At 72.8% G+C, this 22,290-nt stretch carries 17 protein-coding genes; 6 read left to right on the forward strand and 11 right to left on the reverse strand.

Features of this window, described 5'->3' with window-relative positions; genetic code table 11:
• Window positions 1-25 precede the first annotated feature (25 nt).
• From WJM95_RS13765 to WJM95_RS13790, 6 genes are all read right to left on the reverse strand, one after another.
• Window positions 26-1,489: an aldehyde dehydrogenase family protein gene (locus WJM95_RS13765; RefSeq protein WP_339129957.1), complete on the reverse strand. Its 1,464-nt coding sequence runs from the start codon at window positions 1,487-1,489 to the stop codon at window positions 26-28.
• Complete coding sequence (locus tag WJM95_RS13770) at window positions 1,486-3,216, reverse strand: D-aminoacylase (protein ID WP_339129958.1); 1,731 nt, start codon at window positions 3,214-3,216, stop codon at window positions 1,486-1,488. The genes WJM95_RS13765 and WJM95_RS13770 overlap by 4 nt, the downstream gene beginning before the upstream one ends.
• A gap of 20 nt (window positions 3,217-3,236) precedes the next feature.
• Window positions 3,237-4,358, reverse strand: a complete 1,122-nt coding sequence (locus WJM95_RS13775) for an LLM class flavin-dependent oxidoreductase (protein ID WP_339129959.1) — start codon at window positions 4,356-4,358, stop codon at window positions 3,237-3,239.
• Between the two features lie 98 nt (window positions 4,359-4,456).
• Window positions 4,457-5,233, reverse strand: a complete 777-nt coding sequence (locus WJM95_RS13780) for a glucose 1-dehydrogenase (RefSeq protein WP_339129961.1) — start codon at window positions 5,231-5,233, stop codon at window positions 4,457-4,459.
• 11 nt (window positions 5,234-5,244) lie between these two features.
• Window positions 5,245-6,186, reverse strand: a complete 942-nt coding sequence (locus WJM95_RS13785) for a TIGR03619 family F420-dependent LLM class oxidoreductase (RefSeq protein ID WP_339129962.1) — start codon at window positions 6,184-6,186, stop codon at window positions 5,245-5,247.
• 158 nt (window positions 6,187-6,344) lie between these two features.
• On the reverse strand, window positions 6,345-7,604 hold the full coding sequence (locus WJM95_RS13790) for an amidohydrolase family protein (protein WP_339129963.1): 1,260 nt from the start codon (window positions 7,602-7,604) through the stop codon (window positions 6,345-6,347).
• A gap of 245 nt (window positions 7,605-7,849) precedes the next feature.
• Between WJM95_RS13790 and WJM95_RS13795 the strand changes: the two genes are divergently transcribed.
• Window positions 7,850-10,804 carry a BTAD domain-containing putative transcriptional regulator gene (locus tag WJM95_RS13795; RefSeq protein WP_339129964.1) on the forward strand — a complete coding sequence of 985 codons (2,955 nt, stop codon included), beginning with the start codon at window positions 7,850-7,852 and terminating at the stop codon, window positions 10,802-10,804.
• 217 nt (window positions 10,805-11,021) lie between these two features.
• Window positions 11,022-11,201, forward strand: coding sequence for a hypothetical protein (locus tag WJM95_RS13800; RefSeq protein ID WP_339129965.1), 180 nt, complete (start codon window positions 11,022-11,024; stop codon window positions 11,199-11,201).
• Between the two features lie 132 nt (window positions 11,202-11,333).
• Here WJM95_RS13800 and WJM95_RS13805 read toward each other — a convergent pair whose 3' ends face one another.
• Entirely contained in the window at window positions 11,334-13,022 is a 1,689-nt protein-coding gene (locus WJM95_RS13805) for a fatty acid--CoA ligase family protein (protein ID WP_339129966.1), read from the reverse strand.
• Window positions 13,023-13,120: 98 nt separating this feature from the next.
• On the opposite strand from WJM95_RS13805, the gene WJM95_RS13810 reads away from it, so the two are divergent.
• The 3 genes from WJM95_RS13810 (at window position 13,121) to WJM95_RS13820 (ending at window position 15,567) form a co-directional block, all read left to right on the forward strand.
• On the forward strand, window positions 13,121-14,269 hold the full coding sequence (locus tag WJM95_RS13810) for a lipid-transfer protein (RefSeq protein ID WP_339129967.1): 1,149 nt from the start codon (window positions 13,121-13,123) through the stop codon (window positions 14,267-14,269).
• 87 nt (window positions 14,270-14,356) lie between these two features.
• Complete coding sequence (locus WJM95_RS13815; protein WP_339135545.1) at window positions 14,357-14,782, forward strand: OB-fold domain-containing protein; 426 nt, start codon at window positions 14,357-14,359, stop codon at window positions 14,780-14,782.
• Complete coding sequence (locus tag WJM95_RS13820) at window positions 14,779-15,567, forward strand: enoyl-CoA hydratase/isomerase family protein (protein ID WP_339129968.1); 789 nt, start codon at window positions 14,779-14,781, stop codon at window positions 15,565-15,567. Before WJM95_RS13815 ends, WJM95_RS13820 begins: the two co-directional genes overlap by 4 nt.
• A gap of 228 nt (window positions 15,568-15,795) precedes the next feature.
• On the opposite strand, the gene WJM95_RS13825 is transcribed toward WJM95_RS13820, so the two are convergent.
• Together WJM95_RS13825 and WJM95_RS13830 are read right to left on the reverse strand one after the other, a co-directional pair.
• On the reverse strand, window positions 15,796-18,120 hold the full coding sequence (locus WJM95_RS13825; RefSeq protein WP_339129969.1) for a serine/threonine-protein kinase: 2,325 nt from the start codon (window positions 18,118-18,120) through the stop codon (window positions 15,796-15,798).
• Window positions 18,121-18,512: 392 nt separating this feature from the next.
• The gene (locus WJM95_RS13830; RefSeq protein ID WP_339129970.1) at window positions 18,513-19,247 is read right to left on the reverse strand and encodes a VOC family protein; all 735 of its coding nucleotides are present in this window, start codon (window positions 19,245-19,247) and stop codon (window positions 18,513-18,515) included.
• Between the two features lie 186 nt (window positions 19,248-19,433).
• On the opposite strand from WJM95_RS13830, the gene WJM95_RS13835 reads away from it, so the two are divergent.
• A complete protein-coding gene (locus WJM95_RS13835; RefSeq protein ID WP_339129971.1) occupies window positions 19,434-20,081 on the forward strand; it encodes a TetR family transcriptional regulator in 648 nt (215 codons plus the stop codon).
• Between the two features lie 134 nt (window positions 20,082-20,215).
• Here WJM95_RS13835 and WJM95_RS13840 read toward each other — a convergent pair whose 3' ends face one another.
• On the reverse strand, window positions 20,216-20,722 hold the full coding sequence (locus WJM95_RS13840) for a nitroreductase/quinone reductase family protein (RefSeq protein WP_339129972.1): 507 nt from the start codon (window positions 20,720-20,722) through the stop codon (window positions 20,216-20,218).
• A 302-nt stretch (window positions 20,723-21,024) separates the two neighbouring features.
• Window positions 21,025-22,212 carry an acyl-CoA dehydrogenase family protein gene (locus WJM95_RS13845; RefSeq protein WP_339129973.1) on the reverse strand — a complete coding sequence of 396 codons (1,188 nt, stop codon included), beginning with the start codon at window positions 22,210-22,212 and terminating at the stop codon, window positions 21,025-21,027.
• Between the last annotated feature and the right edge of the window lie 78 nt (window positions 22,213-22,290).

Here is a 22,290-nt window from a genome sequence, read left to right on the forward strand (position 1 = left end):
AGCGCCGCTACGGGCGCCCGCCGCATCACCCCGGCCAGACGATCGCCTGCGTCTCGCTGTACGCGTGCAGGGCGTACGAGCCCACGTCCCGGCCCACTCCGCTCTTCTTGAAGCCGCCGAACGGGGCCTCCATGTTGCGGCCGACCGTGTTGACGCCGACGCCGCCCGCGCGCAGCCTGCGGGCCACGCGGAAGGCGCGGGCCACGTCACCGGACCAGACGTAGTCGATCAGGCCGTACTCGGAGTCGTCGGCCAGGGCGATCGCCTCCTCCTCGTCGTCGAAGGGCAGCACCACCACGACCGGACCGAAGATCTCCTCACGGACGACCCTCATGTCCGGGGTGCAGTCGGCGAGAAGAGTGGGGGCCACGTAGAAACCCGTGGGCAGGGACGGGCGTTCGCCGCCTGTGACGATCCGCGCCCCCTCCTTGCGGCCGAGTTCGACGTAGGACTCGACGCGGTCACGGTGGGCCGCGGAGATGACCGGGCCGACCACCGTGCCCCGCTCGCGTGGATCGCCCACCTTCAAGTGGGCCGCGTAGGCGGCCAGTTGCTGCACGAGGAGATCGTGCACGCCCCGCTGCACCAGCACCCGCGTCGGCGCCGTGCAGATCTGTCCGCTGTAGAAGGAGAAGGTGGTGCCGATGCCCGCCACCGCCGAGCCGAGATCGGCGTCGTCGAAGACGACGGCCGCGCCCTTGCCGCCCAGTTCCATCAGCTGGCGCTTCATGCCGCGCCCGCACACCTCGGCGATCCGCTGTCCGACCGCCGTCGAGCCGGTGAAGCTGACCATGTCGACGTCCGGGGAGTCGACCGCCGCCTCGCCGGACTCCGGCGTCGAACCGCTCACCACGTTCACCACGCCGGGCGGCACGCCCGCCGCCTCCAGCGCCTCGGCCATCCGGTACACCGACAGCGGGTCCTGCGGGGCCGGCTTCACCACCACCGTGTTGCCCATCGCCAACGCGGGGGCGATCTTGCCGGCCGGGTTGGCCCAGGGGTTGTTGTACGACGTGATGCAGGTGACCACGCCCACGGGCCGGCGCACGGCGAGCGCGCCCATCACGGCCGCCCCGCCGAAGGGTCCCGCCTCGTTGATCTGCGGCGGCAGCGCCGTCTCGACGGGTTCGGGCCGCGCGTAGCGCAGGAAGCGGGCCATCCCGACGCCGACCTGCATCCCGCGCGCCGTCCCGGTGGTGGCGCCGCTCTCCGCCTGGGCGAGGTCCGCGTACGGCACGAGGTTGCGCCGGATGACGTCCGCCGCCCGCGCGAGGACGGCGCACCGCTCCTCGGCGGGTGTGCGCGACCAGGGTCCGAACGCCTCACGGGCCGCCGCCGCGGCCGCGTGCACCTGGGCCCGGGACGCCTCGGGGGCGAGCCCGACCGTCCTCTCGGTCGCCGGGTCCCTCACCTCGTAGAACCCGTGGTCGGGCGCCACCCACGCGCCGCCGACGAACAGCCGCTGCCCGGAGCTCTCCGAGGCCGTCACCGGGTGCTCACCGTCCTGGTGTCGCGGCCGGACCGCAGGACCCTGCCGGGTACCGCCCCCGTCACCACGTCGTCGCGGATCACCTCGGTGCCGTTGACCCACACGGCGTTCACCCCGATCGCCCGGGAGTCGAGGCGCGGGCTGTCACCGGGCAGGTCGTGCACCAGCGTGGCCTTCCCCGCGTCGATCCGCTCCGGGTCGAAGAGCACCAGGTCCGCGTGGAACCCCACCTCGACGCGCCCGCGTCCGCGCAGCCCGAACAGCCGGGCCGGGTCGTCCGTCAGCATCTTCACGGCCTGCTCCAGGGAGGCGAGACCGCGACCGCGCAGACAGTCGCCGAGGAACCGGGTGGTGTACGGGGCGCCGCACATGCGGTCCAGATGGGCGCCGGCGTCGGAGCCGCCGAGCAGGACGTCCTCGTGCCGCCAGGTCTCGGCGCGCAGGGCCCAGGAGTCCGGGTCGTTGTCGGTGGGCATGGGCCACAGGACCGTCCGCAGCTCGTCGGCCGCGCAGATCTCCACCAGGCAGGCGAAGGGCTCCTGGCCGCGTTCGGCGGCGATGTCGCGCACCACTCGCCCGGTCAGCCCCTCGTTCGCCGGGCTGTAGGTGTCGCCGATGACGTAGCGGCCGAAGTCGGCGAGCCGCCGGAAGACGCCCGCCTCCTTGCTCCGGGCGCGCGCGAGCATCTCGGCGCGGACCGCGGGGTCGCGGAGCCTCTCGATGCGCTCGGGGACGGGCAGCGCGAGCACCGGCCCCCAGCCGGGGATCAGGTTCAGGGCGCAGAAGGTGCGAAGCGACATGTTCATCGGGGTGAGGATCGGCATGGTGAGCGCGACGACACGGCCGCCGGACTTGCGGGCGCGCTCGCTCGCCTCCAGCTGGCGCGGGACGCGCTCGGGGACGGCGGAGTCGATCGTGAGGACGTTCCAGTTGAGCGGGCGGCCGGCGGCCGCGCTCATCTCCACGAACAGATCGATCTCGGCGTCGCTGAACTGGTCGAGGCAGCCGGCCGTGATCGCCTCGATCTGGGTGCCCTCGTGCTCGCCCACGGCCCTTGAGAGGGCGAGCAGTTCGGCGGGTTCGGCGTGCCGGGAGGCGACCGGCCGGCCGTCTCCGTCGGAGTGGGTGGAGGACTGGGTGGTGGACAGGCCCCAGGCTCCCGCGTCCATCGCGTCGTGGAACAGCCGCAGCATGGCGTCGAGTTGGTCCCGCGTCGGCTGCCCGCCCACCGCGCCGGGACCCATCACGTACCGGCGCAGCGCGCAATGGCCCACCATGAAGCCCGCGTTGACCGCGATCCGGCCCTCCAGGGCGTCGAGGTACTCCCCGAAGGTGTGCCAGTTCCAGGGCGCGCCCTCCTCCAGGGCGACCAGGGACATGCCCTCGACCCTGGACAGCATGCGGCGCGTGTAGTCGGCGTCCTCGGGGCGGTCGGGGTTCAGCGGGGCGAGGGTGAAGCCGCAGTTGCCGCCCGCGACCGTGGTGACGCCGTGGTTGAGGGACGGGGTCGCGTAGGGGTCCCAGAAGAGCTGGGCGTCGTAGTGGGTGTGCGGGTCGACGAAGCCGGGGGCGAGGACGAGTCCGTGCGCGTCCTCACTGGTCCCGGACGGCTCGGTGACCGTGCCGATCACGGCGATCCGGCCGTCGCGCAGCCCCACGTCCGCGGTGTACGCGGGCGCTCCCGTGCCGTCCACGACGGTCGCGCCCCTGATCAGATGGTCGAGCATCGCGGAGGTACCCCCTGGACCTAGACGACGGCTTGGCGGAACCGGGTGGTGCGGTGCACCGGGTCCGTGTCGATCTTCGGGATGACGTGCTCGCCGATCAGCCGGATCGTCTGGAGGGTCTCCTCCTTGGGGACGCCGACGGGCAGTCCGAAACTCAGCTGGTCGGCGCCGGCCTGCTCCCAGCGCTTGCACTGGGTGAGCACCTCGTCCGGGTCGCCGCAGATCAGCAGTTCCTCCTCGATGAGGAGCTCGACGAACTCCGCGTTGTACTCGGGGAGGGTCTCGGGCCAGACGGGGAAGCCCTCGGGGCGCGGGAAGGTGTCGTGGTAGCGGAAGACGAGCGAGGGCAGGTAGTGCAGTCCGCCGCCGACCGCGATCGCGATGGCCTCGTCGTGGGTGGGCGCGCAGATGGCGGTGGTGGTCACCATCACGTTGTCGTTGACGAAGTCGCCGATGGGCTCGGCGTCGACGACGGCGGTCTTGTACTGCTCCAGGACCCATTCCATGTCGGCGACCTTCTGCACGCTGAAGCCGAGCACGCCGAGGCCCTTGCGGGCGGCCATGGCGTACGAGGGCGGCGACCCGGCGGCGTACCACATCGCGGGGTGGGACTTCCCGTACGGCTTGGGCAGGATCTTGCGGGGCGGCAGCGACCAGTGCTTGCCCTGGAAGCCGACGTACTCGTCCTGGAGCCACATCTTCGGGAACTCCGCGATGGTCTCTTCCCAGATCTCCTTGGTGAAGTTCATGTCGGTGATGCCGGGGAGGAAGCCGAGGATCTCGTGCGAGCCGGCGCCGCGGCCCGACCCGAACTCGAAGCGGTTGCCGGTGAGATGGTCGAGCATGGCGACCTTCTCGGCGACCTTGACCGGGTGGTTGACCTGGGCGAGCGGGTTGAAGATGCCGGAGCCGAGGTGGATGCGGTCGGTGGCGTGGGCGAGGTAGCCGAGGTAGACGTCGTTGGCCGAGAGGTGCGAGTACTCCTCCAGGAAGTGGTGCTCGGAGGCCCAGGCGTACTTGAAGCCGGACGTGTCCGCCTGGATGACGTACTCGGTCTCCTCCATCAGCGCCTTGTGCTCGGCGAGCGGGTCGGTCTCGGCGCGCTTGCCCACGTATCCCTGTACAAAGAGCCCGAATTCCAAGGCGTTTCACCGTCCCCATCCAGTTATCTGACGTACCGTCAGATTCTTTGAGCCGACTGTTCCACCGCGTGCGTGGACCGTCAATAGCTGATACGGCGTCAGAGAACACTCACGCCCGCGAGCCAGCCGCCGTCGATCACGAAGGGCTGCCCGGTGATGTACGAGGAGTCCTCGCCGGTCAGGAACAGGGCCAGCCTGGCCACGTCCTCCGGGCGGCCGATCCGGCCGAGCGGCACGAGCTTGGAGTAGAACGCGTCGAGCGCCTGCGAGGCCTCCTCGGCGTCCTGGCCCGGGGACAGCTGCGCCGGGTTGCTCATGGCCGTGTCGACGGCGCCGGGGCAGACCGCGTTGACGCGGATCCCCTTCTCCGCGAGCTCCAGCGCCGCCACGCGGGTCAGACCGACGATGGCGTGCTTGCTCGCCGCGTACGCGCCCACGTACGCCATTCCCGTGAGCCCGGTGAAGGACGACGTGTTCACGATCGTGCCGCCGCCGGCCGCGGCGATCTCGGGTGCGAGGCTCTTGATCCCGAGGAACACCCCGACCTGGTTGACCTGCACGATCTGCATGAACTCGGCCAGCGGGGTGTCGACGAGCGCGTTGAAGCGCAGGATCCCGGCGTTGTTGACCAGCCCGTCGATCCGCCCGTACGCGGCCTTCGCCGAGGCGACCGCCGCCGTCCAGTCCTCCTCCCGGCCCACGTCCAGGTGCACGTACGTCGCGCCGATCTCCTTGGCCAGCTCCTCCCCCCGGTCGTCGAGCACGTCCGCGACGATCACGCGCGCGCCCTCCGCCGCGAAGAGCCGCGCCTCCTGTTCGCCCTGCCCGCGCGCCGCGCCGGTGATGAGCACGACCCGCCCGTCCAGCTTGCCCATGCCATGACTCCCTAGCCGAGGTGGGGGGCGACGTCCGCTCCGAACGCCGCCATCTGGTCCGTGAGTTCGTCGCGGCTCCGGCTGCGGAACCGCACCTGGATCTGGTGCACGCCCATCGCGCCGTACTCCCGCAGCGACGCGGCCAGGACCTCGGGCGGACCGCTGAGCGTGCGCCGGCCGACGTCCCAGCCGGGCTCCCCGACGTACAGCGGCTCGGTGATGGCGCCGATGGTCAGGGGTGCGCCGACGCCCGCCTCGGCGCGCAGGGCGGTGAGCCGGGCGATCTGCCCGGGCAGCCGGCCGCGCGGATCGCCCTGCGGCAGCCAGCCGTCGCCGCGCAGCGCGGCCCGGCGCACGGCGGCGGGCGAGGACCCGCCCACCCACACGGGCACCCGGGCCTGCGCGGGCCTCGGCCGCTGCCCGAGCCCCTCGAAGTCATAGGTCTTGCCGTGGTGGACGGGGAACTCCTCGGGTCCGAGCGCGGCGCGCAGGGCGTCGATCGTCTCGTCGAGGACCGCCCCCCGGCGCTCGAAGTCGGCCCCGACCGCCTCGAACTCCTCCCGTACGTGCCCGGCGCCGACCCCGAGGACCAGCCGGCCGCCGGAGAGGTGGTCGAGGGTCGCGTACTGCTTGGCGGTGAAGAGCGGGTGCCGCAGTCCGACCACCGCGACATGGCTGAGCAGCAGGACGCGCTCGGTGACGGCCGCGAGGAAGGCGAGCGTGGCGACGGGGTCGTACCAGACCGTGCTCATCGCGTCCGCGAGCCGGCGGGGCACGGCCACGTGGTCGCAGCTCGCGACGTAGGCGAATCCGGCGCGGTCGGCGGCGCGGGCGATCGCGACGAGATCGTCGGGACCCGCGTCCGCCTCCCACGGCTCGGCGTAGATGGTGCTCTGGGACTGGACGGGGAGCTGGATGCCGTACGCCAGCCGCCCTTCGGGCAGGATCCGCATGGGCCCGCACCTCTCATCTGACGGTCCGTCATTTCTCGGGCTGCGCTGACATACTCATCGCTGACACATCGTCAGACAAGGGCCGGGCGCGTATCCGGACGTGCGGTCCCGCGGAGTTCGGGGCCCGGAGCCCCGGGCCCGCACGGCCGCCCGGACCCTCAGCCCGCCCAGAGGCCCTCCGGGGTCAGAGCCAGCAGGTCGATCGCGTTGCCCCGTACGATCCGCTCGACCACCTCCGGGGCCAGGTGTCCCATCTGGGCCTCGCCGACCTCCTTCGACTGCGGCCAGGTCGAGTCGGAGTGCGGGTAGTCGGTCTCGTAGAGGACGTTGGCGACGCCGATCGCGTCGAGGTTCCGCAGGCCGAAGGCGTCGTCGAAGAAGCAGCCGTACACATGGTCGGCGAACAGCTCGGACGGCGGCCGGTGGACCTTGTCGGCCACACCGCCCCAGGCGCGGTTCTCCTCCCACACCACGTCCGCGCGCTCCAGGATGTACGGGATCCAGCCGATCTGCCCCTCCGCGTACATCACCCTCAGGTTCGGGAAGCGCTCGAACTTGCCGCTCATCAGCCAGTCGACCATCGAGAAGCAGCAGTTGGCGAAGGTGATCGTGGAGCCGACCGCGGGCGGGGCGTCCGCCGAGGTCGACGGCATCCGGCTGCTGGAGCCGATGTGCATGGCGACGACCGTGCCCGTCTCGTCGCAGGCGGCGAGGAAGGGGTCCCAGTCGTCGGTGTGCACCGACGGGAGACCGAGGTGCGGCGGGATCTCGGAGAAGGCCACCGCGCGCACCCCGCGGGCGGCGTTGCGCCGGACCTCGGCCGCGGCGAGCCGGGCGTCCCACAGCGGCACGAGCGTGAGCGGTATCAGCCGCCCCCGGGCGTCGGGCCCGCACCACTCCTCCACCATCCAGTCGTTGTAGGCCCGCACGGAGAGCAGGGCCAACTCGCGGTCGGCCGCCTCGGTGAAGGTCTGCCCGCAAAAGCGCGGGAAGGTGGGGAAGCAGAGCGCGGACTGGACGTGGTTGACGTCCATGTCGGCCAGTCGCCTCGCCACGTCGTAGGAGCCGGGGCGCATCTGCTCGTACGTGATGACTTCGAGCCTGATCTCGTCGCGGGCGTAGCCCACGGCCGTGTCGAGGCGGGTGAGGGGCCGGTGCAGGTCCTCGTAGACCCACCAGTCCCCGACCGGGCCGTCGTCGCCCGGCGCGCCCATCACGGGGGCGAACTTGCCGCCCAGGAAGGTCATCTCCTTCAGGGGCGCGCGAACGATGCGGGGCCCGGTGTCCTGGTACTTCGCGGGCAGCCGGTCGCGCCAGACGTCGGGCGGCTCGACCGTGTGGTCGTCCACCGAGATGATCCTCGGGAAGGCGGCCCCAGCGTCCGCCGAGGGGCTCTGCGCGGTTTCCGTGGTCTCCATACCGGCCACGGTAGCGCTGATCTGACGACCCGTCAGCTCTTGGTTCGGGGCCCGTCCGGCCCGCTCCACGGGCGGGCACCGACGGCGGCGCGCGGATGAACGGGCCGGGAAGTGTGAGAAGCCTGTGTGAGGACCGTGCGGACTCCCGGGCCGCGCCTTGTGATCGCTGTCTCGCACGGCTGACGCATCCGCCCTGAACAAGGCAAACTGGCCTCGTTGTACTGACAGTTCGGCAGGGGGAAGCGATGGACGGTGTGCCGCGCGTACCGCAGCAGTGGCATCCGGGCCCCGAGGAGCCCGCGACGCTGCGCTTCAGCGTGCTCGGCCCGGTGCGCGCCTGGCTCGGGGACGATCCGCTGCCGGCCGGGTCCCCGCAGCAGCGCGCGCTGCTGGCGGCGCTGCTGCTGCGCGACGGCCGCACGGCCACGGCCTCCGAGCTGATCGACGCCCTCTGGGGCGACGAGCCCCCCTCCCAGGCGCTGGCCGCCCTGCGGACGTACGCCTCGCGTCTGCGCAAGGCACTCGGCGCCGAGGTCCTGGTCAGCGAGTCCGGCGGCTACGCCATCCGCTCCCTGCGCGAGGGCGCCCTCGACCACGTGAACGCCCAGGAGCTCGCGGCCGACGCCGAGAAGGCACGCGCGTCGGGCGATCTCTCCCGCGCCCGCGACCTGCTCCGCGACGCGCTCGCCCTGTGGGACGGCGAGCCGCTCGCGAGCATCCCCGGCCCCTACGCGGAGACCCAGCGGGCCCGCCTGGAGGAATGGCGGCTCCAACTCCTCGAATCCCGGCTCGACATGGACCTGGAACAGGGCTTCCACGCCGAGGCGGTCTCCGAACTCACCGCGCTCACCGCGGCGCACCCGCTGCGCGAACGCCTGCGGGAACTGCTGATGCTGGCGCTGTACCGCTCCGGCCGCCAGGCGGAAGCCCTCGCCGTCTACGCCGACACCCGACGGCTGCTCGCCGACGAGCTGGGCGTGGACCCGCGGGCGGGCCTCAAGGAACTCCAGCAGCGCATACTCCAGGCGGACCCGGGCCTCGCCGAGCCCTCCGCCCCCAAGGCGGAGCCCGTCGTCGCCCCGGTCCGCCCGGCCCAACTGCCGGCGACCGTAACCGACTTCACCGGGCGGTCGTCGTTCGTCCAGGAACTCGGCGACGTCCTCGCCGCGGCCTCCTCCGAGGAGGGCCGGGTCATGGCCGTCTCGGCGCTCGCCGGCATCGGGGGCGTCGGCAAGACCACGCTCGCCGTGCACGTGGCCCACCAGGCCCGCGGAGCCTTCCCCGACGGACAGCTCTACGTCGACCTCCAGGGCGCCGGATCACGGGCGGCCGAACCGGAGACGGTCCTCGGCGCCTTCCTGCGGGCCCTCGGAACCGCGGACTCCGCGATCCCGGACTCGCTGGAGGAACGCTCGGCCCTCTACCGCTCCGTCCTCGACGGCCGTCGTGTCCTGGTCCTGCTGGACAACGCCCGGGACGCCGCCCAGGTACGGCCGCTGCTGCCCGGCACCGAGGGCTGCGCCGCCCTGGTGACCTCGCGCATCCGGATGGTGGACCTCGCGGGCGCCCATCTCGTGGACCTCGACGTGATGTCCCCCGAGGAGGCGCTCCAGCTCTTCACCAAGATCGTGGGACAGGAGCGGGTCGCCTCCGAGCGGGAGGCCGCCCTCGACGTGGTCGCGGCCTGCGGCTTCCTGCCCCTGGCCATCCGGATCGCCGCGTCCCGGCTCGCCGCCCGCCGCACCTGGACGGTGTCGGTGCTCGCGGCGAAGCTCGGCGACGAGCGGCGCAGGCTGGACGAGCTCCAGGCCGGCGACCTGGCCGTGAAGGCCACCTTCGAGCTCGGCTACGGCCAGCTGGAGCCGGCCCAGGCACGCGCCTTCCGGCTGCTGGGCCTCGCCGACGGCCCGGACATCTCGCTCGCGGCCGCCGCCGCGGTGCTCGACCTCCCGGCCGAGGCCACCGAGGACCTCCTGGAGTCCCTCGTCGACACCTCGCTCCTGGAGTCGGCGGCCCCCGGCCGCTACCGCTACCACGACCTCGTACGCCTCTACGCGCGTGCGTGCGCCGAACGCGACGAACAGCCGCCCAGCGAGCGGACGGCGGCCATGTCCCGGCTGCTGGACTTCTACTTGAGCACGGCGGCGGGGGTGTACGCGATCGAGCGGCCCGGAGACCGCCTGGTGGACCACCTGGAACCGACCGCCTACGCGGGGCTGAGGTTCGAGGACCGGCACCGGGCGCAGGACTGGCTGTACTCGGAGGCGATCTCCCTGCTGGCGTGTGTCCGGCAGTCCACCAAGGAGGGATTCCTCCGGCGCTCCGTCGACGCGCTGTGGGCCTCCGTGGACCTGGCGGAGTCCGGCACGAACTCCAAGGCGTACGAGGGGGTCGCCTCCGCGCTGCGGGAAGCGGCCCGGGAGTCCGCCGACGCGCACGCCGAGGCGCGGGCCCTGGTCACCCTGGCCTACGTCCACTACTACACCGGACGCTTCGACCCCGCCCGCGAGGCCGCGGGGCGGGCCCTCGAACTGGCCACCGAGACGGACCACCTGACGAGCTGCTGGGCCTCCAACACCCTCGGGGTGATCGCCCTCCTCCAGAACCAGTACGAGGACGGCGAGGCGCATCTCACCCGGGCCATCGAGAGCTTCAGGGCCTGCCACGACCGGGCCGGCGAGGCCAGCGCCCTGTGCAACCTCTCGCGCATCCACCTCGCCACCGGGCGCACCGGCAGCGCCGTCTCGCTTGCCCAGCAGGGCACCGACATGTACGACGACATGGGTCACGCGCTGAAGGGCGCCAACGGCCGTTACGCGCTGGGCCTGGCCCTCACCCAGAGCGGCCGGCTGGCGGAGGCGGCCGCCCGCCTCGGAGAGGCACTGGCGGTGTTCCGCAACAGCCGGCAGCGGCTGTGGGAGGGCATGTCCTTGTTCCGCCTCGCGGAGGCCGATCTCGCCGGCCAGCGCCCGGCCGCGGCCGCCACGAACGCCGAGGCGGCCCTGACGGTGCTGCGCGGCATCGGCGGCGAGTGGCGCAGGGGCAACGTGCTCGTCGTGCTCGGGCAGGCGCTGAACGCGATCGGTCACTCCGGTCGGGCCCAGGTCTGCTGGCGCGAATCCCTGGACATCTTCCAGGCGTTGGGGGCCCCGGAGGCCGCCACGGTCAGGGCGCTGCTCAATCCGATGGCGGTCGCCTAGGGCTCATGGGCGTTCGCAGACGGAGGCGTTCATCGTTCGTTTATCGCCGCCCGGCAGTCTCTGTGTTGTCGATCCGTCGCGTCGGGGGGCAGTCGGGACGACCTGAGGCCGTAGCACTAAGGTAATCGGCCCCGAGTACCCGTCCGGCGGCCCACGGGGGAGCTGCCGGACGGGCTGCTCCAAACAACGCACCAAGACTGTCAGGGGGACAGCCACCATGAGCGACACCAACAGCACCGACAACATCCACGCCACGGACGAGCCGACCGGCGGGGCCTCCACGGACAACATCCACGCCACGAGCGAGCCGCTCACCGGCAAGAACCTGATCACCAAGGACAGCGGCACCGGCGACGCCTCGACGGACAACATCCACGCGACGGACGAGCCGGTCTAAGTCCCACCTGGGGGGGGGCGGACTTACACCACACGGGGATCGACCGCGGCGGCGCGGAGGGGGAGCCGCCGCGGTCGCCGTGCGTCCGGGGCCTCCCGCGGTCGCCGTGTGCCGGGGGCGGCCGGCGCGGGCTCAGCGTCCGCGCAGCTCCCCCTTCACCACCTTCCCGCTCGCGTTGCGGGGCAGCCGGGGGACGAAGGCGACCGTGCGGGGCACCTTGTAGTTGGCCATTTCGCGGCGGGACCAGGTGATCAGGTCGTCGGCGGTGAGCGTGGAGTGCGGACGCCGGACGACGTAGGCCCTGCCGACCTCGCCCAGCCGGCTGTCCGGTACGCCGATCACCGCCACGTCGGCGATCTCCGGGTGCAGGCCCAGCAGTTGCTCGATCTCGGCGGGGTAGGCGTTGAAGCCGCCGACGATGAACATGTCCTTGATCCGGTCGGTGATGCGGAGATTGCCCTCGGCGTCGAGGACGCCCACGTCGCCCGTGCGCAGCCAGCCGTCCGGGGTCAGGACCTCCGCCGTGGCCGCCGGGTCCTCGAAGTAGCCGCCCATGACGTTGAAGCCGCGGACCAGGACCTCGCCGGGCGATCCGGGAGCCGCGGGGGCTCCCAAGGAGTCCACCACCCGCACCTCGGTGTCCGGGATCGCCCGGCCCGAGGTCGAGGCGATCACCTCCGGCCGGTCGCCCCGGCGGCACATGGTGACGATGCCGCTCGCCTCGGAGAGGCCGTACGCGGTCAGGACCGTGTCCACGCCCAGCTCGGTGCGCAGCCGTTCCACCAGGCGCAGCGGCACCACCGCGGCGCCCGTGACCACCAGGCGCAGGGCGGAGAGGTCGTACGCGTCGCGGGACGGGTGGTCGAGCAGCGACTGGTGGAGGGTGGGCGGGCCGGGAAGGACGGACACGCGCTCCGCGGCCACGTTCGCCAGCACCGTGTCCACGTCGAACACCGGCTGCGGCACCATCGTCGCCCCGCGCATCAGACAGGCGATGATCCCGGCCTTGTAGCCGAAGGTGTGGAAGAACGGGTTCACGATCAGATAGCGGTCGCCCTCGCGCAGACCGGCCAGCTCGCTCCAGATGCCGTAGCCGCGCAGCGTCTGGGCGTGGGTGATCAGGGCGCCCTTGGGCAGGCCCGTGGTCCCCGAGGTGAAGACGATGTCCGAGGGGGAGCCGCCGGAGACGCACGCTCCGCGGCGGAGCACCTCCTCGCGGCCCACGCCCTCGCCGTCCGCCAGGAAGTCCTTCCAGGTGCGGAAGTCGGCGGGGGCGTCGTCCGCGAGGACCACCACCTGCTCCAGGTGCGGGAGACCGGGGAGCGGGCCGGATCCGGGGGCCGGTGCGGGGCCGGGACCGGGGGTGGAGCCAGCGGCGGGACCGGGTGCGGAGGCGGGTACGGGAGCGGGGGCCTGGTCCGTCCGCCCCGGCCCGGCCGCCGCCCGGCGCAGCGCCGCCACGTACGACGTGCCGAGGAAGGTTCCCGTCACGAACAGCAGCTTCGCCCGGCTCCTGCCCAGCACGTACACCGCCTCGGCGCCCTTGAAACGGGTGTTGAGGGGGACCAGGACCGCCCCCGCGGACACCGCGCCGAGGGCGGAGACGATCCAGTCCAGGGTGTTCGGGGCCCAGACGGCCACCCGGTCGCCCGCGCGCACCCCGCTCGCCATGCAGGCCGCCGCGGCCCGCTCCACCCGGGCGCCCAACTCCTCGTAGGAGACGCGCGCCCGGCCCTCGACGACCGCCTCGCGGCCGGCGAAACGGGCCGCCGCCCACCGGACGAGTCCCGGGACGCCGTCCCACTCCAGGTCACCGCGCATCGAACACCTCCCGCCGCAGCACCACTAGCTGACTGACCGTCAGATTAGCTGTAGCCTGACGGCCTGTCAGCAGCCGGGACCGTGTGCGGAGGTCACCCATGCCAGGGATCAAGGACGCCACAGCAGTCGTCGGAATCGGGCAGACCGCCTTCGCCAAGCAACTGCCCGAGTCCGAGAAGGCGTTGGCCTGCCGCGCGATCCTCGCCGCCCTGGACGACGCCGGCATCGCGCCCGCCGAGGTCGACGGGCTCGCCTCCTACACCATGGAGGAGACCGACGAGGTGGAGGTCGCCAAGGCCGTCGGTCTCGGCGACCTCACCTTCTTCAGCAAGGTCGGCTTCGGGGGCGGCGGTTCCTGCGCCACCGTCGCGCACCTGGCCGCCGCCGTCACCGCGGGCCAGGCGACGGTGGGGGTGGCCTGGCGCTCGCGCAAGCGGGGCAGCGGGCCGCGCCCCTGGAAGAACACGGCCGTCCAGCTCCCCACCCCCGCCCAGTGGACCAGGCCCTTCGGACTGCTGCGCCCCGCCGACGAGATCGGGATGCTCGCGCGCCGGTACATGCACGAGTACGGGGCAACCCGCGACCACCTGTTCAACGTGGCCCTGGCCTGCCGCAACCGCGCCAACCAGAACCCGGCCGCGATGATGTACGACCGCCCGCTGACCCGCGAGATGTACATGACCGCCCGCTGGATCAGCGAGCCGCTGTGCCTCTTCGACAACTGCCTGGAGACGGACGGCGCGCTCGCCTGCGTGATCGTGTCCGCCGAGCGGGCCCGCGACTGCCGGCAGCGGCCCGTCTACGTCCACTCCGCCGCCCAGGGTCTGCCGGCCCAGCACCACGGGATGGTCAACTACTGGAACGACGACCCGCTCACGGGACCCGCCTGGACCGCCGCCCGCCATCTGTGGAAGCACGCCGACCTCACCCCCGAGGACGTGGACGTGGCCCAGATCTACGACGCGTTCACCCCCCTGATCCCGCTCTCGCTCGAAGGCTACGGCTTCTGCGGGCGCGGGGAGGGCGCGGCCTTCACGGAGGGCGGGGCGCTGGAGATCGGCGGACGGCTGCCGGTCAACACCGGGGGCGGCGGGCTCAGCGAGGCCTACGTGCACGGCTTCAACCTCATCAACGAGGGCGTGAAGCAACTGCGGGGCACGAGCACGGCGCAGGTGCCGGGAGCGGCCACCTGTCTGGTCACCGCGGGGGAAGGGGTCCCGACCTCCGCGCTCCTGCTGAGGAACTGAGGGGACGGGACGGCCGACATGACCGAGACAGCCGACGCGAATGTGAGCACGGGGACCGGAACCGGGACCGGCGGAACGGACGAACCCCTGCTGTCCCCCGTCCCCGACGACGACGGGGCGCCCTTCTGGCGGTACGCGGCCCGGGGCGAACTCCGGGTCCAGGCCTGCGCCGACTGCGGTGAACCGCGCTTCCCGCCGCGCCCCTGCTGCCCGCACTGCCACTCCTTCGCGGACACGTGGCGAAGGACGAGCGGACGGGGCCGCATCTGGTCGTACGTGGTCCCGCATCCGCCGCTCCTTCCCGCCTACGCGGCGCTGGCCCCGTACAACGTCGTCGTGGTGGAGCTCGACGAGGCACCGCGCATCCGGCTCGCCGGGAACCTGGTGAGCGGGCCGGACGAGCCCATCGGCTCCGTTCCGCCGGAGCGCATCCGGATCGGTGCCCGGGTGCAGGCGGTCTTCACCGAGGTGAACGGCGTGAGCGTGCCGCGCTGGGTCCTGGAGCGGGCGTGAACGGGCGGGCGGGGGACGGGCTCACGGTGAGCGTCGACAAGTCCTCCGGGGTCGCCGTCCTCACCCTGGACCGGCAGGACCGGCTCAACGCCCTCGATCTCGCGACGGCCGCCGAACTGGGCTCCGTCTGGCGGGAGTTCCGCTTCGACGACACCGTACGGGCGCTCGTCGTCACCGGCGCGGGACGGCGGGCCTTCTGCACCGGGATCGACCGCTCCGCCGACGTGCCCCAGCCCAACTCCCCGTACATGGTGGACGATCCGCTCGCCTCGATCGGGCCGAAGGCCAACGGCCTGTGGAAGCCCGTGATCGCCGCCGTGAACGGGATCGCCTGCGGCGGCGCCTTCTACCTGCTGGGTGAGTCGGAGTTCGTCGTCGCCGACGAGGAGGCGACCTTCTTCGACCCGCACACGACGTACGGGATGGTCAGCGCGTACGAGTCCGTCTATCTCGCGCAGCGGATGCCGTTCGGGGAGGTGGCGCGGATGGCTCTGATGGGCACCGCCGAGCGGGTCTCCGCACGGAGGGCGTACGAGGTGGGGCTGGTCTCCGAACTCACGCCGCCGGGCGAGGCGTTGGCGGCGGCGGTCGGGTGTGCCACGGTCCTCGCGTCCTACCCTCCCGAGGCCGTCCAGGGGACGGTGCGTGCGCTGTGGTCGGCGCAGGAGGCGACCCGGGCCGCGGCCCTGGCGCACGCTCCGCAGCTCGTCTCCCTCGGGAACCTGCCGGGCGAACGGCAGGCGGAGCTGTTCGCGGCCCGCAGGCCGGGGTTCCGGCTGCGCTGAGCGTCCCCGCGGACGTCCGGCGCTCGACCTCCGCTGCCGCCCGGCCGGAGGAATCCTCGAACCGGGCAGGAGCGGGCGGGCCGTCCGCTCGCTCCCTGTGGCGGGCCGCTCACGCCGGGCGTAGCCTCGCAGCCGGAGCGGCTTCCGCAGGCCGTCCGCGCGAACGACGGCCGCCGTCCGGAGACCCTTCCGTGCCCGGTACGGCGGCCGTCACGCGCGTGCCGTGACCTACGTGGTGCGCGCGGTGCCGGTGCCCTTCTCCGCGTCCAGCGCGTACACACAGCGGTCCTTGCTGCACGCGTACACCACGCCGTCCTTGACCACGGGTGCCCCGGTGATCTCGCCGCCGGTGGCCAGCTTCCAGCGCAGCCGCCCGTCGTCGGCCTTCAGGGTGTACAGGAGATGGTCCGTGGAGCCGAAGTGGATACGGCCCTCGGCCACCGCCGGAGCTCCCACCAGGTCGCCCCCGGCCTGGAAGCGCCACTTCGGGGTGCCGGTGACGGCGTCCAGCGTGTACAGGCCCTTGCCGCTGCCGACGTGGACGTGTCCGGCGGCCACGAGGACCGGCTCGGTGGAGGCGCGGGACTCGGTGGCGATGCGCCAGCGGTCGCGGCCGTCGGTGGCGTCGAGGGCGTACACCGTGCCCAGGTAGTCGGCGAGGTAGACGCCACCGCCCGTCACCGCGGGGCCCGGGGCGAAGGTGGGCGGGCTGAGGAAGACGGCCGGGGCCTCGAAGTGCCAGCGGACATGACCGCCGGCCACGTCGACGGCCAGGACCCGGGTGCCCGCGCAGATGTAGACGTAGCCGTCGGGGGCATGGGTCATCCGCACCGGTACGCCGCCGCAGGAGGCCGCGTCACCGATCGGGTACGACCAGCGCTCCTCGCCCGTACGGGCCTCCAGGGCGCGCAGCCGCGCGTCCTTCCAGACGTACACCGTGCCGTCGTGGATCGACGGACCGGACTCCGGGGACTCGAAGTCCGTCTGGGCGCCGCTGATCTCCCAGAGCTTCTGGCCGTTCGAGGCCTCCCACGCCTGGACGCCGCCGCCGCGCGTACCGGTGACGACCGTGCCCCGGTCGGCCTGGAGGGAGTACACCCAGGCGTCCGTGGACAGACGCCACAGGTCGCCGCCCTCCCTGGCCTCCAGCGCGTACAGCGTCGGCCCGTCGGAGGCGTGGATGCGGCCGTCCGCCACCGCCATCGACCAGGCCACGTCACGGGTCTTGAACCGGCGCCTGCCGGTCGCGACGTCGAGGGCGTGGACTTCGAAGGACGTGACGTAGACGAGGTCGCCGGCGACCGAGGGAGTGCCCCAGACGTCGTTGGACATGCGGAAGCGCCAGGGGCGCCAGCCCGCCGGGGCGTCGGGCGCCTGCGGCGCGGGCAGCGGCGCGGGTTCGGCGCCGTTCGCGCCGACACGCGGCCGGGACCAGGACGCGGCGAGCCCGGCCTCCGGCGGCGGCGCCTTCACGGCCGCCGCGCGGGCGTCGAGGACCCGGGGCCCGGGGCCGATGGGCACCTTGGCGCCCGCCAGGCGCACGGGGCCGGTGTCGGGTGCCCCCACGGGCACCGGGGCGTGCGAGGGGGGCGGCGGCAGTGCCGGACGCCCGCCCGCGCTGCGGCCGGCTCCCTGGGCCGGCTGCTGGACCGGCGGACGGCCGCCCCGGCGGGTCTCGATCAGGCCCACCGCGCGCTCGGGCAGCCACGCCGAGGCCGTACCGCTGTCGTCGGAGCCCGAGCCGAAGAGGTGGGGCGCGAGCTGGGCCTGGAGGTCGGCGGGGTTGGGGCGTGCCGTGGCGTCCATCTGCATGCAGGACTCGATGAGCGGGCGCAGCTCGTCGGGCAGGCCTTCGAGGTCCGGGCCCTCGCGGAGCAGCATGAAGACCGTCTCGACGGGGTTGGCGCCGTGGAAGGGCGCGTGTCCGGTGGCCGCGAAGACGAGCATCGAGCCGAGCGAGAAGACATCACTCGCACCGGTGACGCTGCGGGAGTCCTTCGCCTGCTCGGGCGACATGTAGGCGGGGGTGCCGACGGCGACGTTGGTCATGGTCAGACGGGTGTTCGAGACGCCGGACGCGATGCCGAAGTCGATCACGCGCGGTCCGTCCTCGACCACGAGGACGTTCGAGGGCTTGAGGTCGCGGTGGACGAGTCCGGCGCCGTGGATCGACTGGAGCGCCTCCGCGACACCGGCCGCCAGCCAGCGCACCGCCTGGGCCGGGAGCGGCCCGCACTCGTTCACTATCTCTTCGAGCGAGGGCGCGGGCACGTAGGCGGTGGCCAGCCACGGCACCGCGGCACGGGCGTCGGCGTCCACCACGGCCGCCGTGTAGAAGCCCGAGACGGCGCGGGCCGCCTCGACCTCGCGCGAGAAGCGGACCCGGAACAACTGGTCCTCGGCGAGCTCGGTCCTGACCGTCTTGATCGCCACGCGCCGGCCGGAGGCCGAGCGCGCGAGATAGACCAGCCCCATGCCGCCGGCACCCAGCCGGCCCAGCACCTCGAACGGCCCGATCCGGCGCGGATCGTGCTGCGTCAGCTGATCCACCACTTGCCTGCCACCTCCCCGTACGGGTCACGTCATCCACGTATGAACGCGGCCCAGTGCAGCGTCTCACCACCGCACCGCCATGGCGGCACGCACCCCGATTCTTCCTGGCCGAGCCGCCGGTTGCGAACCCGGGGGCGGATCGGGGTGTCTCATGACAAATCAGCCGCCCCGACAAAAGCACGGTCGCCGGGGCGCCACGGTTCGGGGCCGAAATGCGCCCCTCACCCCAGAAGTACCCCGCTCCACGCCCCGGAAGTGCCGTCCCTCACGTCGAAATACCGTGCCCCCGAACACGGAAGCGTTTCGGCCGGTGCCGCCGAAGTGTGCCCGGCCTCCCGCGAGGCCGGAACCCCCGCACCGTCGCGAGGACGTCACGCCTGGTGGCGGCGCCTTCACCGCTGGAGCACGGCGAACGACGCACCCTGATTGTCCGTGACGACGGCCACCCGCCCGTACGACGTGTCGAAGGGTGTCACCTGGACACGTCCGCCGAGCCTGTTCACCGTCCCGAGTGCCTCCTCGCAGTCCTCGACCCCGAAGTGCACGAGGAAGTGGGGCGGCATCTCGGCCGGAAAGACTCCCGTCACGGGAACGCGGCCGAAATCGGGGGTCGCGTCGGACCCGAACAGCGCGTCGTGGAAGAGGGTGCCGTAGAAGCGGTCGACGGTCGCGGTGTCGCGGGCGTAGAGCTCGGCCCAGCAGAAGGTGCGCGGCTCGTGCCGCTTGGCGAAGCCGGGGTGGGTACCGGGCTGCCAGAGGCCGAAGACGGCGCCCTCCGGGTCGGTGGCGAGGGCGGCCGTGCCCAGCTCGCCCGACGGTCCCACGGCCGTGGGGACGGCGATGATCCGGCCGCCGGCCCCCGTGATGCGGCGGGAGAGCCCCTCGGCGTCCGGCGTCGCGAAGTACACCGTCCACACGGTGGGCATGCGCCCGTCCAGCTTGGGCGTGAGCGCCGCGACGGGTTCGCCGTCCAGTTCCGCCCAGACCGCCGTGCCCGACTCCTCGGGGAACGTCCAGCCGAAGAGCTCGCCGTAGAAGCGCTTGCCCGCCTCCACGTCGGGGAGCTGGGCGTCGACCCAGCAGGGCACACCCTCGGAGAACCCGGCGACAACGGCTGATTCGGCCATGCGGCCAAGCTAACGGTCCTTTCGGCATCCCGCAGGGCGTGCGCACCTCCTCCGGTGACGTCCCGTCCCTGCTCAGGGGCCTCGCAGGGGGAACACGAGCACCTCCGGAGAGCGCGCGGATCACGGTCGCACCCCATTTGCAGTCGGCCGAATCGCGCTCCGATCACCCCTCGGTAAGCTGACGGCATGACAGGACAAGTGCGTACCGTCGACGGCCGCGTGGCCGGACGACGTGGGCAGGCGACCCGGCAGAAGCTGCTCGACTGCCTCAGCGAGATGCTCAGCTCGTCGCCCTACCGGGACGTCAAAGTCATTGACGTCGCCCGGAAGGCGGGCACTTCACCGGCGACCTTCTACCAGTACTTCCCGGACGTCGAAGGCGCCGTCCTGGAGATCGCCGAGCAAATGGCCGCCGAGGGCGCCGGGTTGACCCAGCTCCTCGAAGGCCGCTCATGGGTCGGCAAGGCCGGCTGGCAGACCGCGCAGGAACTCGTGGACGGATTCCTGGAGTTCTGGCGCAAGAACGACGCGATCCTCCGCGTCGTCGACCTCGGGGCCGCCGAGGGGGACAAGCGGTTCTACAAGATCCGCATGAAGATCCTCAACTCCGTGAACAACTCCCTTACGGATTCGGTCACCGAGCTCCAGGCCAAGGGCAAGGTCGACAAGGACGTGAACCCGGCCGCGATGGCCGGTTCCCTGGTCGCCATGCTCGCCGCGGTCGCCTCGCACCAGAAGGGTTTCCAGACCTGGGGCGTCAAACAGGCCGAACTCAAGCCGAACCTGGCGCTTCTGGTGTATCTGGGTGTGACCGGGAAGAAGCCGACGAAGTAGATTCCCGCGTCCGAAACGCTCCAGCTCCTGTCATGCGGGCGGCAGTTCGTCCCGGAGGACCCCTTCCGGCGGACCGCCGCCCGCTGCGCGTCTCACCCGGAGCCGCCCGGTCCCTCCTCGGGGCCGACGGACACCTACCTGCGCACGATCCTGAAGAGCCGGATCTCCCGGTCCACACGGGCCTGATAGGTGGCGTACGGCGGCCAGAACGCCAGCACCGTCCGCCAGACCTCGGCCCGCTCCTCGCCCGTCAGAAGCCGGGCGGTGACGGGAATGTCCTCGCCCTTCCAGTTGATGACGGCCTCGGGACCGGCCAGCAGGTTCGCGGTCCAGGCGGGGTGGTCGTCGCGGCCGAAGTTGGACCCGACGAGAATCCATCCGGCCCCGGCCTCCGCGTCCCCGGCGGACCCCGCGCCCGGCGTACCGCCCTCCGGCATGCAGGCCAGCGGGGTACGGCGCTCCAGACCGCTCTTGGCGCCCCGCACGGTCAGCACGACCCCCGGCAGCATCTGGGCGCTGAGCAGCACCTTGCCGCGGGTGAGCCGGTGCACGGCGCGGTCCAGGGCCGGTATGAGGTGAGGGGCGATCCTGGCGAACGCCCGGGTGGAGGACACCCGCTGCACCAGCCGCACACCGGGCATCCGCCTCGCGCCGCTCCCCACCCCCGCCCTCCGCCCTGCCCCGGCACCATCCCTCGCGCCGAACCCGGAACCATCCCTCTCACCGGAACCGACACCCGCCATCTCGCCGAACCCGGAACCATCCCTCTCGACAGAGCCGGGACCCGCCATCTCACCGGAGTCGGCATCCGCTCTCTCGCCGGAGCCGGCACCATCCCTCGCGCCGGGTCCGGCGCCCACCCCCTCACCCGGTCCGGCCCCCGATCCCCCGCCGGAACCGGCCCCCGCACCGCCGCCTTCGCGCGAACGCCCGCCCGCCGCCATCAGACCGTCACCTCTCCGCCGTCGAAGAGCCGCGCCGCGTCCGCCGCGTGCGCGCGCAGCCGGTGGGCGGGCCCGAAGAGCAGTTCGTCGCCCGAGGCGCGCTTGAAGTAGAGATGGGCCTCGTGCTCCCAGGTGAAGCCGATGCCACCGTGCAGCTGCACCCCTTCGGAGGCGGCCGTGCGCAGTGCCTCCAGCGCCTGGGCCAGGGCGAGCCCGCCCACGCGTTCACCGCCCGTCCCGGCGGACCAGGCCGCGTAGTACGCCGCCGAGCGGGCCGACTGCACGGCCACGTACACGTCCGCGAGCCGGTGCTTGACGGCCTGGAAGGAGCCGATCGCCCGGCCGAACTGCTCCCGCCTGCCCACGTATTCGACGGTGCGCTCCAGCGCCCGGTCGGCAGCGCCCACGGCCTCCACGGCCAGGACGGCCGCTGCGCCGTCGCCGACGGCGGCCAGCGCCGCGGGCACGTCGGCCCGGTCGTCCCCGAGCAACTCGGCCTCCACCTCGCGCAGTTCGAGCCTGGCCTGCGGCCGGGTCGGGTCCAGGGCGGTCTGCCGTGCCCGTACGAGCCCTTCGGCGTCGTCCCGCACCAGGAACAGCAGCGTCCGCGAGCGCGCGAAGCCACCGGTGTGCGCGGCCACCAGCAGCAGCCCGGCGCTGTGGCCGTCGAGCACCTGCGCCGCCTGTCCGTAGAGCCGCCAGGCGCCGTCCGCCCGGCGCGCCTGCACTCCCCCGGCGCGGCCGCCGCCCGCCCAGTCGCCGCGGTTGTCTCCGGCCAGGCCGACAGCGGTGGCCAGGCCCGTGCCGGGGACCGCGAGGGCGGCGGTCAGCGCACCCGAGGCCAGCGACGGCAGCAGCGCGGCGCGCTGCGCCTCGGTGCCGAGGGCCAGGATCAGCGGGGCGGCGAGGACGGCGGTGGACAGCAGGGGCGAGGGGGCCAGGGCGCGGCCCGACTCCTCGCAGGCGAGGGCGAGTTCGGTGAGGGAGCAGCCGACACCGCCGTACGTCTCGGGGAGGGCCAGCGCGGGCAGCCCCAGGTGCAGGGCGAGGGCCTCCCAGAGCGCGGGGTCGTAGCCGGCCGGGGTCAGTTCGGCGGCCCGCAGCTCCTGCGGACCGCACCGCTTGACCAGCACCTCCCGCAGAGTGCGGCGGATCTCCTCCTGCTCCGCGGTGAGACGGGCATCCATGGGCGGGCTCCTCCCTCGTCGGGCGGCGGACGTCCGGAGACTCCGGGCGGCGCGAACGTGCCGGTCCGACGGCTGGTC

This window comes from Streptomyces sp. f51 (genome assembly GCF_037940415.1).
Lineage (GTDB): Bacteria > Actinomycetota > Actinomycetes > Streptomycetales > Streptomycetaceae > Streptomyces.